This is a genomic window from Marinomonas phycocola, assembly GCF_047525455.1.
Classification (GTDB): domain Bacteria; phylum Pseudomonadota; class Gammaproteobacteria; order Pseudomonadales; family Marinomonadaceae; genus Marinomonas.
The window spans coordinates 18,950-31,588 of record NZ_JBLIXL010000005.1 but is presented as its reverse complement, the minus strand read 5'-3'; the positions used below and the strand labels follow the sequence as shown (position 1 = coordinate 31,588).

Sequence of the window (12,639 nt, the reverse complement as noted above, 5' to 3'; positions counted from 1 at the left end):
ACCAACTTGATTAGAATCAAATTCTACTAATTTTGACTCAGTTTTACTTTCATGAAATACCGCAAATAAAAAGGTTATACGGAATGATTCAACAAGCATTTGAACAACTTGGTCTTACACCAAGAGAGACCCAATTGTATCAAACCTTATTACAACTTGGACCAGCCTCTATTCGAGACATCGCTGAAAAAAGTGGTATTAATAGAGGTGCTGCGTACGAATCACTTAAACAGTTGCAGGTTAAAGGAATTGTTAGTTATTTTCCTAAAGGAAAGCGCCGCTTATTTTCAGCAGAAAACCCTGACATTTTATTAAGACTTGCTGAAGAAAAACAACAACGCTTAGAAAAAACCATCGAATCCCTTAAAACAACTATTATTCCAAATTTACACCAACAACAACCAGATTATAATCAAACAAACGTGCGTTATTATGAAGGCGATGATGGTATTGAATGGGTATTAAGAGACATTTTGGACGTTGTTTCTCAACAGGATAACAAAGAATATTGTGTTTTTTCTTCTAAACCAATACGACCTTATTTATATCGCCCCTTTCCAACCTATACAAAACATAGAGTTAAACTGGGCATTAATGTGAAAGTGATTGCCATTGGAGATGGTGGTGAAGAAGCCGAATTATCCGAACGTAAATGGATAAAAACAGATGGGGCTGTTGATGCTAGCTATATAGCTATCTATCCACCAAAATGCGCTATTATTTCTCTGGCCAGTAATAATTTTCCATCGGCTGTTGTTCTGGAATCAAAAGACATATCTAAGGCACAACAGATTATTTTTGATACTTTATGGAAATTATTGTGACATCCTTTTTAAATAGATGTAAAAAAACCACCTTTGTTTACACTAAGGTGGTTTTTTTGACTTGGTACGACTAAATCAATTATTTATGACGTAATTGACTGATGGTTCGTAACCTAGCTACAGCTTCCGCTAGTTCAGCAGACGCACGAGAAAAATCAATATCCGCGTTTTGTTGGCTCAATAATTCTTCTGCATGTTTCTTCGCTTCTAACGCAGCCGCTTCGTCCAGATCGTGTGCACGAATAGCGGTATCTGCCAAAACAGTAATACAATGTGGCTGTACTTCAAGATAACCACCTGATACGAAGATTAACTCTTCTTCACCGTTTTGTTTAACCACACGAACAGGGCCTGGAAGCAGTGGTGTCAATAGCGCTGCATGACCAGGTGTAATACCTAGATCACCATAACTACCGGATGCCACAAGAGTCTCTACCGATCCAGAGAAAATCTCTTGCTCAGCGCTTACGATATCGCAGTGAACTGTGATAGCCATAAGATGCCTCTCTTATTCAGGCTTAACCGAAGCTTAGAAAACTAAACTTCGGTTATGCATGGTTAAAGTTTCTTAGCTTTATCAACGGCTTCGTCAATGCTGCCAATCATATAGAACGCTTGTTCTGGTAATTCATCAAACTCACCGTCTAAAATACCTTTGAAGCCACGAATAGTGTCTTTCAAAGAAACATATTTACCAGGTGCGCCTGTAAATACTTCAGCTACGAAGAAAGGCTGAGACAAGAAGCGCTGGATTTTACGAGAACGGTTAACCGTTTGTTTATCTTCTTCAGATAACTCGTCCATACCCAAGATAGCGATGATGTCTTTCAATTCTTTATAACGCTGTAATACAGTCTGAACACCACGAGCTACATCATAATGTTCTTGACCAATTACAAGAGGATCTAACTGGCGAGACGTACTATCTAGTGGATCGATTGCAGGATAAATACCCAATGCAGCAATATCACGAGACAATACAACAGTAGCATCCAAATGTGAGAATGTTGTTGCTGGAGATGGATCTGTCAAATCATCCGCAGGTACGTATACCGCTTGGATAGATGTGATAGAACCCGTCTTAGTAGAAGTGATACGTTCTTGAAGAACGCCCATTTCTTCAGCAAGAGTTGGCTGGTAACCTACCGCAGAAGGCATACGACCCAACAATGCAGATACTTCAGTACCCGCCAATGTGTAACGATAGATGTTATCTACAAAAAATAGTACATCACGACCTTCGTCACGGAATTTTTCTGCCATGGTCAAACCAGTCAAAGCAACACGTAAACGGTTACCTGGTGGCTCATTCATTTGACCATAAACAAGAGATACTTTATCGATTACGTTCGAATCCGTCATCTCATGATAGAAATCGTTACCTTCACGAGTACGCTCACCAACACCAGCGAATACAGAGTAACCGCTATGCTCAATTGCGATGTTACGGATAAGTTCCATCATGTTTACAGTTTTACCTACACCGGCACCACCAAACAGACCCACTTTACCACCTTTCGCAAAAGGGCAAACAAGGTCTATTACCTTGATTCCCGTTTCTAGTAGTTCATTACCAGAAGATTGTTCCGCATAGCTAGGCGCTGCGCGGTGAATCGACCAATTATCTTCAGCACCAATTGGGCCTTTTTCGTCAATTGGATTACCTAGAACGTCCATAATACGTCCTAGTGTTTTAACACCTACAGGAACAGTAACAGGGTTATTTGTGTTGTCTACAACTAGACCACGCTTCATACCTTCTGTTGATCCCATTGCGATAGTACGAACAATACCATCACCTAGTTGTTGTTGAACTTCCAACACCAACTCTCTACCCTCAATTGTAAGGGCATCATATATCTTTGGCACACTGTCACGTGGGAATTCCACGTCGATGACGGCACCTATAATCTGTACGATTTGTCCGCTACTCATGTTCGGATCCTCTATAATACCAAAATACCTTAAACCGCTGCCGCGCCGCTTACAATCTCAGAAATTTCCTGAGTAATCGCTGCCTGACGAGCCTTGTTGTACACCAGCTGTAGTTCATCGATGATATCACCAGCGTTATCCGTTGCGTTTTTCATAGCCAACATTCGAGCGGCTTGTTCACACGCAATGTTTTCAACAACTGCTTGATATACCTGAGATTCGATGAAACGAACCAATAAACCATCAAGAATTTCAACAGGTTCAGGTTCGTAAATATAATCCCAGTGGTGTTGTAATTTTTCATTCTCTTCTGCATTAAGCGGTAGAAGTTGCTCAACCGTTGGTTTCTGAGTCATCGTATTTATAAACTCATTAGAAACAACATATAAACGATCAAGACGACCTTCATCAAATGCATCCAGCATGACCTTAATACTGCCAACTAGGACAGAAGCTTCAGGCGCGTCACCTAAACCGGTAACCGCAGCTGTCACATTACCACCGTAGTTCTTAAAGAATGAAACAGCTTTATTACCGATTGCACAGATATCAACTTCGATACCGTTATCGGAAAACTGTTTCATATCTTTTAATGCTGTTTTGAATATATTTACATTCAAACCACCACATAGACCACGATCAGATGAGACTATGATATAACCAACACGCTTCGCCTCACGATCGGTAAGGTAACGGTGTTTATACTCAGGATTAGCATTAGCCAAATGGCCAATGACTTGGCGAATTCGCTCCGCATACGGACGAGAAGATCTCATACGATCCTGAGCTTTACGTGTCTTACTCGCAGCTACTTTTTCCATAGCACGAGTAATTTTACGTGTATTATTTATGCTCGAAATCTGTGTGCGTATCTCTTTTCCGACTGCCATAATGAACTGCCCTTGTGAGAATGTTAATTCACAAACAACAAATATGGATTGGTGATGTTTAGCACTAAACCAACACCACCAAAGCCATTACCAAGTTTGTGTTGCTTTAAACTTCTCGATTGCCGCTTTAAAAGTTGCTTCAATCTCGCCGTTATAATTACCAGTTTTATTGATGTCAACCATCAAATCCGCATGTTCGCTGTGCATATAGCCCAACAAAGATGCTTCAAAACTGCCAATTTTGCTTGTTTCAACATCTGCAAGGTAGCCATCATTAGCAGCGTAAAGGATAACGCCCATGTCAGCAACAGGCATTGGACTAAACTGTTTTTGCTTCATCAGTTCAGTAACCTGTTTACCGTGTTCTAATTGTTTGCGTGTTGCTTCATCAAGGTCAGAAGCGAACTGAGCAAATGCAGCTAGTTCACGGTATTGAGCTAATGCTAGACGAATACCACCGCCTAGTTTTTTAACTATTTTAGTCTGAGCAGCACCACCAACACGAGATACAGAAATACCAGCATTCATTGCAGGACGAATACCTGCATTGAAAGAGCTCGCTTCCAAGAATATCTGCCCATCAGTGATGGAAATTACGTTAGTTGGTACGAACGCAGATACGTCACCACCTTGAGTTTCAATGATAGGTAGAGCAGTCAAAGAACCAGTCTTACCTTTCACTTCCCCTTTAGTGAAGGCTTCTACATAATCCACATTGACGCGAGATGCGCGCTCAAGAAGACGAGAGTGTAGATAGAAAACATCACCTGGGTAAGCCTCACGACCTGGAGGACGACGAAGTAGCAATGAAATTTGGCGGTAAGCCCAAGCTTGTTTAGTCAAATCATCATACACGATCAACGCATCTTCACCGCGATCACGGAAGTATTCACCCATAGTACAACCAGTGTATGGAGCTAAGAACAGCATAGCAGCAGGGTCAGATGCACCCGCAGCAACAACTGTTGTATATTCCATTGCACCAGCTTCTTCTAATTTGCGAACTACGTTAGCGATAGTAGATTGCTTTTGACCAACAGCTACATAAACACATTTAATACCACTGTCTTTTTGAGCAATGATTGTGTCGATAGCAAGTGCTGTTTTACCAATTTGACGGTCACCGATGATCAACTCACGTTGACCACGACCTACAGGTACCATAGCGTCTACCGCTTTGTAACCTGTTTGGATTGGTTGATCCACTGATTGACGTTCAATTACACCAGGTGCAACTTTTTCAACGGCATCAGTTAGTTGTGCATTTATAGGACCTTTGCCATCGATTGGGTTCCCCAATGCGTCAACAACACGACCTAATAGTTCTGGACCGATTGGAACTTCCAAAATACGGCCAGTACATTTAACTTTTTGACCTTCTACAAGGTGTTGGTAGTTACCTAATACTACAGCACCAACAGAGTCACGCTCTAGGTTTAATGCCATACCAAAAATACCACCAGGGAATTCAATCATTTCCCCGTACATTACGTCAGCTAGACCGTGAATCAATACGATACCGTCTGCTACGCTGACTATTGTGCCCTCATTTTGGGCATCAGAAGAGACATCAAGATTATCGATGCGCTTCTTAATGATCTCACTGATCTCAGATGGATTCAGTTGCTGCATGCTAAATTCCTCAACCCTGGTTTTGATTTTTCAAAACACTAGGAGTTTATCGCCTCGGCCAGTTTTGCTAATTTTCCGCGTACTGAACCGTCGATGATTAAGTCACCTGTTCGGATAACCGCGCCACCAATCAGGTCTGCGTCTGTTTCACTCGATAAATTGATCGTTCGATCTAATTTTTTACCTAATGAAACGGCTAATGTATTTTCTTGTTCAGTTGTAAGAGGAAAAGCAGATGTCACAACAACATCTACCGCTTTCTCATAATTCAACTTTAACTCGTTAAACAACGTTGAAATAACCGGTAATAATGTCAAACGATTATTTTCTGCTAAGGTAAGCAAAAATGCTTTCCCTTCAGTTGTGGTCACTTCAGTACATACATCAGCTAGAGCACTTGCCTTTTCTTCCGCACTAAAAGAAGGGTTTGCTAGAGCTTGTGAAAAATTACTATCACTTGCAGAATGAGCAAATATACTGAGCATATTGTCCCATTCAACAACTTGATTATTTTCACGTGCCACGTCAAACGCTGCTTTTGCATACGGGCGCGCGACTGTCTTTAATTCAGCCATTGGACCCTCGCTTAAAGCTCTGCTGCGAGTTTTTCAACTAGCTCGCTGTGGGCTTTTTCGTCAACAATGGCACCCAAAATTTTCTCTGCACCAGTCACTGCAAGTAGAGAAACTTGAGAGCGTAATGCTTCTTTAGCACGCATTACGTCTTGTTCAATCTCTGCTTTAGCGGCTGTTTGCAAACGTTGACCTTCAGTCAATGCTTGCTCTTTCGCTTCGTCAATAATTTGGTTTGCACGTTTGTTGGCTTGTTCAATAATCTCGGCTGCTTGAGCTTTGCTTTCCTTCAATGCCTGACTAGCTTGTTCTTGTGCTAGTTCAAGATCTCGGGAAGCACGATTCGCTGCTTCTAAACCATCTGCAATTTTCTTGCTGCGCTCTTCTAGCGCAGCAATAACTGGTGGCCACACAAATTTCATGCAGAACCAGACAAAAATGGCAAACGAAATAGCTTGGCCGACGAGTGTGAGATTCAAAGTCACGCTAATGTCCTCGCTCTAAGTCGTTTAAAAAAGTTTTCAACTGAAAACTTAGCCAGCAACCTGAGTAATAAAAGGATTCGCGAATGTAAAGAACAAAGCGATACCAACACCGATCATTGAAACAGCATCTAACAGACCCGCAACAATAAACATTTTAGTTTGTAGCATTGGTGCAAGCTCTGGTTGACGAGCACTAGCTTCAAGGAATTTACCACCTAAGATGGCAAAACCAATGGCTGTACCCAATGCAGCAAAGCCTATTAGCATTGCTACTGCGATTGCCGTCATACTTACTACTAGTTCCATTTTAACTCCTAACTTTAAGTTTTAATTTACAAGGTTTAAAAAACAAGGGTATTACAAAAGCATTAATGTTCTTCGTGCGCCATACTTAAGTAAACAATTGTTAGCATCATAAAGATAAATGCCTGCAATGTTATTACCAAAATATGGAATATTGCCCATGGTACTGATAGTGCCCATTGAGCGAACCAAGGCAAAACAGCGATCAAAATAAAAATCAACTCACCTGCATATAAGTTACCAAACAGACGCAAAGCTAATGACACTGGCTTAGCTAACAAGCCTACCATTTCCAATAAAAAGTTAAATGGAATCATAATAGGAGTGTTGAAAGGTTGTAGTGTTAGCTCTTTGACAAAACCACCAACACCTTTAATACTAATGCTATAGAAAACAATCAAGAAAAACACAGATAAAGACATACCTAATGTTGCATTTATATCTGTTGTTGGCACTATTTTAAAGTACTCAAGACCAAAAATATTCTTAGCTACCAATGTCGGTACAAAATCAACAGGTACCAAATCCATCAAGTTCATTAAGAATATCCAGACAAAAATTGTCAAAGCCAAAGGTCCTATAACCTTACTTTTGCCATGAAAACTTTCTTTAACTGATTTATCTATAAACTCAACCATCATTTCTACAAAGTTTTGAAGACCTGTTGGCGTTCCTGCAGTAGCTTTTGTAGCAGCCATGCGAAATAGCCATAAAAACAATATACCAAGACCTATAGAAAATCCCATAGTGTCTAGATGAATTGCCCAAAAGCCCATATCAGATGCCTGTTGAGATGTTTCCGCAATACCCCAGCTACCATCAGGATGTTGACCATAAGTCAAATTCTGAAGATGGTGCTTTATATATTCGGAAGGAGTTAGATTTTCACTAGCCATACACTATCCACGCCCTTTTAATAATAAAAAATCGTTCCCACATCATAGATTCAATGTCGTATGAATGCTGGGGTGAGCCAATGACTCAAAATTGCTAATACGAAACCGATAAAAAAGGCTCCAATAATTAAAGGTTTTACTAAAGCAAAAGTTAACGACAATATCACGGTAGTCATCACTAACTTTCCTGCTTCACCTCGGTAAAAAGATTTCACTATGTATTGAGCAGATCGAACACCATTATTTCCAAATACTCTAACAGCAAAATACAAACTTGGTAGCAAACTAGATAAAGTGCCTAATAAAAAAGAATAAGCAGATGCACTATCAAAGCTAATCCAAATGACACCTGTAACAAAAAATGCAAAGATAAGTTGTGTGCCTAGAAATCGAAAAACAGACTTCTTTCTTACCTCTATTAACTCTCTAGAGCTGAGAGGTTTCTTACTTACCATTACATGCCCCTAAGCTATTGCTACCTTAGATCAAACAGCTCTTTTTATTTTCGACTGTAAATATTAACCTAGGATTTCTAAAATCCGACGCATTATATGGGGAATACGCCTTGCATTCAACTCAAAGTGCCTCAGAAATGAGCATATAATTATAGAATTGCATCATAACGGCATATTATAGCGTTTATACTTTAATTCTTGTTAAACCACTCACTAATTAGCAGCTCTAAATGCTCAGGATTACGATAATCAATAATTAATTTTCCCTTCCCTTTTGACGTTGATTGTATTTTCACATCCGTATTTAACCGTTGGCTAATCGTTGATTCATAACCGCTATAATCAGGAGCTTGTAGTTTATTCACATCCGAGCGTTCAGGGTTTTGTAAAGATTTAACTAAACGTTCAGTTTCTCTTACAGAAAGACTTTTAGTTACAACTTGAGACGCCGCTTGAATCTGTAAATCATGCTCTAAAGGCAATAAGGCTCTTGCGTGGCCCATCTCTAGATCGCCGTGTTCTAATAAACGTCTAACCTCGGTGGTTAACGTTAACAATCGAAGTAAATTCGCGACTGAAGAACGAGATTTACCCACCGTATCCGCGACCTCCTGCTGTGTTAAATGAAACTCCTCCACGAGTCGCTGCAAGGCAATCGCTTCTTCAACGGGGTTTAAATCTTCTCGTTGGATATTTTCAATCAAGGCTAAAACAATCGCATCACTGTCATCGACATGTCGCACAATAACAGGAACTTGAGTTAAGTCAGCTAACTTAGCCGCTCTCCAGCGGCGCTCTCCAGCAATAATTTCATAATTATTTGCATCAATAGGACGAACCACTATTGGCTGCATGATGCCTTGTGTACGAATAGAAGCGGCAAGTTCTTCTAATTGCGCAGGATTCATATCTCTACGCGGTTGAAACTTCCCTTTTTGCAACCAATTTAAGGGCAAATACGTTAATCCATTTACCTGTTCTGTTAATTCTGTATTTTCTTCAGACTCTGAAGACGAAATTTGAGGTGCTAATAGTGCATCTAGCCCTCGACCTAATCCACGTTTTTTTATCGCCATTCTATAAGCCTTAAATTACTTTTTAAACTTCTAACAAATTGCAGTTACTTAGTTTTGTTTTTACGGATAAATTCAGCCGCTAAAGCAAGATACGCCATCGCACCACGCGATTGCTTTTCATAGTGCAATACTGGAAGCCCATAACTTGGCGCTTCGGCTAAACGGATATTTCGAGGTATCACGGTATCGTAAACATTGTCTTTAAAATGCTTAATCAATTGCTGAGAAACATCGTGTGTCAGACTGGGTCTTGGGTCGTACATTGTTCTCAGAATACCTTCGATAACTAAAGAAGGATTTAATGATTCGGTAATTCTCTCAATAGTCTGTAGCAACGCGGTTAAGCCTTCTAATGCATAATATTCACACTGAACAGGGATCAGAACCCCCTGCGCTGCAGACATTGCATTGACTGTCAGCATATTAAGCGATGGTGGGCAATCAAGTAAAATATAGTCGAAGTCATTATCTACTTCATACAATGCTGCTCTTAAACGTGTTTCTTTACTAGGTAGATCCAATAAAACAATTTCAGCGCCTGTTAAATCTGAATTAGCAGGCAAAATAGAATAGCCTGCTGGATCGGTACTTAACATCGCCTCTTTTACACCATGGCTCCCCACCAACACGTCAAAGACGCTTGTAGTGAGCTCTTCTTTAGCAATACCACTCCCCGTTGTTGCATTACCTTGAGGATCTAGGTCAATAACCAATACTCTGCGCTTCATAGCAGATAAAGAAGCCGCTAAATTAACACACGTTGTTGTTTTACCAACACCGCCTTTCTGATTAGTTACGGCTATTGTTTTTGCCATTACTTACTTCCTTTACGAACCATTCTGACTAAGTGACGTTCGGCTTCCACGTTAGTGACTTTTAAAGGAGAGATATCTAAAACAACAACGTCTTTTGGTAATTGTTGAATTTCAGATTCAGGATAAACACCTTTCATTGCTAAAAAATTACCGGTTTTATTTGGCAGAAGTAACGTCCAGTTAATCATGTCTTCCAAAGAAGCAAATGCACGAGAAATAACGTGATCGTAATGACCCTTTAATGCATGTTTTTCAACTCGCTCATTTAAAATGATGGCATTTTTGATACCTAATTCCATTTTAACTTGAGTAAGGAAACGTGTTTTTTTCCCATTACTGTCTAGTAACGTAAAATTTTTCTCAGGTAAACAGATAGCCAATATTATACCAGGCAACCCGGGGCCTGTTCCCACATCTATAATCTCTTTCCCGGTGATAAAGGGTAATGTTGCAAGACTGTCCAACAAATGCAAATGTATCATTTGTTCAGGATCTCGTATTGCTGTTAAGTTATACGCTTTATTCCACTTTTGAAGTAATTCTAAATACTTTACTAAAGTAGAAAGCGTCTCGTCAGACAAGTTGACGCCCATTGAATGAGCGCCTTTTTTTAGAGTATCAAAATGTGTCACTGTTGAATCCGTCAGTTAATAGCCAATTGGCATCAGATTCTAGGCACTTTTTCGTGCAATCGCACGTTTTTTCAAACTGACTAGCAATAAAGATACGGCAGCAGGTGTTACACCAGGAATTCGAGAAGCTGCAGCAAGGGTCTCAGGTTTCATCTGAATAAGCTTTTGTTTTACTTCATTTGATAACCCTTCTATTACGCTGTAATCCATATTTTCAGGTAATGCTGTATTTTCTTGTCGACGCATACGCTCTATATCATCGGCTTGACGAGAAATATACCCAGCGTATTTAACCGCTATTTGAACTTGTTCTGATACTTGTTCAGAAACAGCGTCTTCTGGTGCATTTTTCAAATTAGCAACATCAGCATACTCTATTCCAGGGCGACGCAATAAGTCCATTAAGCTGTACTCGTGACTAATTGGCGTGTCCAATTTTGGATTAATTTGTGCTGCTTCAAGCGTATTTGGAACAATCCATGTGGCTTTTAAACGTGCGCTTTCAATTTCAATCGCTTCTCGTTTTTTACAAAAGGCTTCCCAACGAGTATCAGACACTAATCCAAGTTCACGCCCTTTTTCGGTTAGACGTAAATCAGCATTGTCTTCACGCAAAATTAAACGATATTCCGCACGACTGGTAAACATACGATAAGGTTCTTTCGTTCCCATTGAGATTAAATCATCAACCAAAACACCTAAATACGCTTCATCACGACGAGGGCACCAAGAATCTTTCCCTTGTGATAGTAGAGCGGCATTTAGCCCAGCAAGAAGACCTTGAGCGCCCGCTTCTTCATATCCAGTTGTCCCATTTATCTGCCCTGCAAAAAACAACCTCGGCATGTGCTTTGTTTCAAGAGAATATTTAAGATCTTGCGGGTTAAAGTAATCGTATTCAATGGCATAACCAGGACGAGTAATATGGGCGTTTTCAAACCCTTTCATAGAACGTACTAATTCAAGCTGAACATCAAATGGTAATGAGGTTGAAATGCCATTTGGATACAACTCATGTGTCGTTAACCCTTCAGGCTCTACAAATATTTGATGCGAATTTTTATCAGCAAAGCGAACAATTTTATCTTCTATTGAGGGGCAATAGCGTGGACCAATACCATCAATTACTCCAGTATACATAGGAGAACGATCCATCCCAGAACGAATGATCTCATGTGTTTTTTCATTTGTATGAGTAATAAAACAATTAATTTGAGCAGGATGTAACTCTTTATTGCCCATGTAGGACATAACCGGAGTAATAAGATCTCCCGGTTGAGGTTCCATAACAGAAAAATCAACGGTTCGTGCATCGATACGTGGTGGTGTACCCGTTTTCAGTCTATCAACTCGAAAAGGTAAGGCGCGTAACTTTTCCGCAAGACCAATTGAAGGTGGATCACCAGCACGTCCACCAGAGTGATTTTCTAATCCAATATGAATCAGACCACCTAAAAATGTTCCGGCGGTTAATACAACAGTATCGCTTAAAAAGCGAATGCCTGTTTGAGTAACAACGCCTCGTGCTTCACCGGACTCAACAATCAAATCTTCACAGGATTGTTGAAATAACCAAAGATTTTCTTGGTTTTCTAATGTATGACGAATTGCGGCTTTATATAAAATTCGATCGGCTTGTGCTCTTGTGGCTCTGACCGCAGGACCCTTCCGTGAATTCAATGTGCGAAATTGAATTCCAGCTTTATCTGTTGCTAATGCCATTGCGCCATCCAAAGCATCAATTTCTTTTACCAAATGAGATTTACCAATCCCCCCAATTGCAGGGTTACAAGACATTTGACCTAACGTTTCAATATTGTGAGTTAATAAAAGTGTTTTAACACCCATACGAGCTGAAGCTAATGCGGCTTCTGTACCAGCATGTCCTCCACCAACAACAATTACATCAAAACGACTAGGGAAATTCACAAAAACCTCATCTCTCAAAATGAATAAAAAACGAACAACACTTTTAATGGCGCTTAGTATATCTTCAAATATCGAAAAAGAAAGACTTCGATGGTTAGCTCCCCGGTCATCAATAAGATATAAATTAAAGTATCTTTATATTTCTTCTAATTATGTTTATATCTATATAGAGCTGATTTTTCTGTTGATAAATAG

Annotated in this window: 14 protein-coding genes; 1 reads left to right on the top strand and 13 read right to left on the bottom strand. The window is 40.0% G+C overall.

The annotated features are described in order from the left end of the window. The first annotated feature begins 83 nt into the window (after positions 1-83). Positions 84-824, top strand: coding sequence for a TrmB family transcriptional regulator (locus ACMUMJ_RS05285; RefSeq protein ID WP_414677746.1), 741 nt, complete (start codon positions 84-86; stop codon positions 822-824). Between the two features lie 79 nt (positions 825-903). Here ACMUMJ_RS05285 and ACMUMJ_RS05280 read toward each other — a convergent pair whose 3' ends face one another. From ACMUMJ_RS05280 to mnmG, 13 genes are all read right to left on the bottom strand, one after another. Further along, positions 904-1,320 (bottom strand): F0F1 ATP synthase subunit epsilon, encoded by a 417-nt coding sequence (locus tag ACMUMJ_RS05280; RefSeq protein WP_414677745.1) that lies wholly within the window; start codon positions 1,318-1,320, stop codon positions 904-906. A gap of 62 nt (positions 1,321-1,382) precedes the next feature. Continuing rightward, positions 1,383-2,759 carry a F0F1 ATP synthase subunit beta gene (gene atpD, locus ACMUMJ_RS05275; protein WP_414677744.1) on the bottom strand — a complete coding sequence of 459 codons (1,377 nt, stop codon included), beginning with the start codon at positions 2,757-2,759 and terminating at the stop codon, positions 1,383-1,385. Positions 2,760-2,788: 29 nt separating this feature from the next. Then, positions 2,789-3,649, bottom strand: a complete 861-nt coding sequence (gene atpG, locus ACMUMJ_RS05270; protein WP_414677743.1) for a F0F1 ATP synthase subunit gamma — start codon at positions 3,647-3,649, stop codon at positions 2,789-2,791. Positions 3,650-3,736: 87 nt separating this feature from the next. Then, positions 3,737-5,281, bottom strand: coding sequence for a F0F1 ATP synthase subunit alpha (gene atpA / locus ACMUMJ_RS05265; protein ID WP_414677742.1), 1,545 nt, complete (start codon positions 5,279-5,281; stop codon positions 3,737-3,739). A gap of 38 nt (positions 5,282-5,319) precedes the next feature. Then, complete coding sequence (locus tag ACMUMJ_RS05260) at positions 5,320-5,856, bottom strand: F0F1 ATP synthase subunit delta (RefSeq protein WP_414677741.1); 537 nt, start codon at positions 5,854-5,856, stop codon at positions 5,320-5,322. 11 nt (positions 5,857-5,867) lie between these two features. Beyond that, complete coding sequence (locus tag ACMUMJ_RS05255) at positions 5,868-6,338, bottom strand: F0F1 ATP synthase subunit B (protein ID WP_414677740.1); 471 nt, start codon at positions 6,336-6,338, stop codon at positions 5,868-5,870. 48 nt (positions 6,339-6,386) lie between these two features. Next, the gene (gene atpE / locus ACMUMJ_RS05250) at positions 6,387-6,644 is read right to left on the bottom strand and encodes a F0F1 ATP synthase subunit C (protein ID WP_414677739.1); all 258 of its coding nucleotides are present in this window, start codon (positions 6,642-6,644) and stop codon (positions 6,387-6,389) included. Positions 6,645-6,706: 62 nt separating this feature from the next. Then, the gene (atpB, locus tag ACMUMJ_RS05245; RefSeq protein WP_414677738.1) at positions 6,707-7,537 is read right to left on the bottom strand and encodes a F0F1 ATP synthase subunit A; all 831 of its coding nucleotides are present in this window, start codon (positions 7,535-7,537) and stop codon (positions 6,707-6,709) included. Positions 7,538-7,587: 50 nt separating this feature from the next. Continuing rightward, the gene (locus tag ACMUMJ_RS05240) at positions 7,588-7,992 is read right to left on the bottom strand and encodes an ATP synthase subunit I (RefSeq protein WP_414677737.1); all 405 of its coding nucleotides are present in this window, start codon (positions 7,990-7,992) and stop codon (positions 7,588-7,590) included. Positions 7,993-8,183: 191 nt separating this feature from the next. Then, positions 8,184-9,068, bottom strand: a complete 885-nt coding sequence (locus ACMUMJ_RS05235; RefSeq protein WP_414677736.1) for a ParB/RepB/Spo0J family partition protein — start codon at positions 9,066-9,068, stop codon at positions 8,184-8,186. Positions 9,069-9,112: 44 nt separating this feature from the next. Continuing rightward, positions 9,113-9,883, bottom strand: a complete 771-nt coding sequence (locus ACMUMJ_RS05230; protein WP_414677735.1) for a ParA family protein — start codon at positions 9,881-9,883, stop codon at positions 9,113-9,115. Then, positions 9,883-10,515 (bottom strand): 16S rRNA (guanine(527)-N(7))-methyltransferase RsmG, encoded by a 633-nt coding sequence (gene rsmG / locus ACMUMJ_RS05225; RefSeq protein WP_414677734.1) that lies wholly within the window; start codon positions 10,513-10,515, stop codon positions 9,883-9,885. Before rsmG ends, ACMUMJ_RS05230 begins: the two co-directional genes overlap by 1 nt. A gap of 39 nt (positions 10,516-10,554) precedes the next feature. Beyond that, positions 10,555-12,444 carry a tRNA uridine-5-carboxymethylaminomethyl(34) synthesis enzyme MnmG gene (mnmG, locus tag ACMUMJ_RS05220; protein WP_414677733.1) on the bottom strand — a complete coding sequence of 630 codons (1,890 nt, stop codon included), beginning with the start codon at positions 12,442-12,444 and terminating at the stop codon, positions 10,555-10,557. Positions 12,445-12,639 lie beyond the last annotated feature (195 nt).

Bases quoted from the DNA above. Each gene is read 5' to 3' on its own strand.
- ACMUMJ_RS05285 (WP_414677746.1), top strand. From the start codon at position 84: ATGATTCAACAAGCATTTGAACAACTTGGTCTTACACCAAGAGAGACC.
- ACMUMJ_RS05280 (WP_414677745.1), bottom strand. From the start codon at position 1,320: ATGGCTATCACAGTTCACTGCGATATCGTAAGCGCTGAGCAAGAGATT.
- atpD (WP_414677744.1), bottom strand. From the start codon at position 2,759: ATGAGTAGCGGACAAATCGTACAGATTATAGGTGCCGTCATCGACGTG.
- atpG (WP_414677743.1), bottom strand. From the start codon at position 3,649: ATGGCAGTCGGAAAAGAGATACGCACACAGATTTCGAGCATAAATAAT.
- atpA (WP_414677742.1), bottom strand. From the start codon at position 5,281: ATGCAGCAACTGAATCCATCTGAGATCAGTGAGATCATTAAGAAGCGC.
- ACMUMJ_RS05260 (WP_414677741.1), bottom strand. From the start codon at position 5,856: ATGGCTGAATTAAAGACAGTCGCGCGCCCGTATGCAAAAGCAGCGTTT.
- atpE (WP_414677739.1), bottom strand. From the start codon at position 6,644: ATGGAACTAGTAGTAAGTATGACGGCAATCGCAGTAGCAATGCTAATA.
- atpB (WP_414677738.1), bottom strand. From the start codon at position 7,537: ATGGCTAGTGAAAATCTAACTCCTTCCGAATATATAAAGCACCATCTT.
- ACMUMJ_RS05240 (WP_414677737.1), bottom strand. From the start codon at position 7,992: ATGGTAAGTAAGAAACCTCTCAGCTCTAGAGAGTTAATAGAGGTAAGA.
- ACMUMJ_RS05235 (WP_414677736.1), bottom strand. From the start codon at position 9,068: ATGGCGATAAAAAAACGTGGATTAGGTCGAGGGCTAGATGCACTATTA.
- ACMUMJ_RS05230 (WP_414677735.1), bottom strand. From the start codon at position 9,883: ATGGCAAAAACAATAGCCGTAACTAATCAGAAAGGCGGTGTTGGTAAA.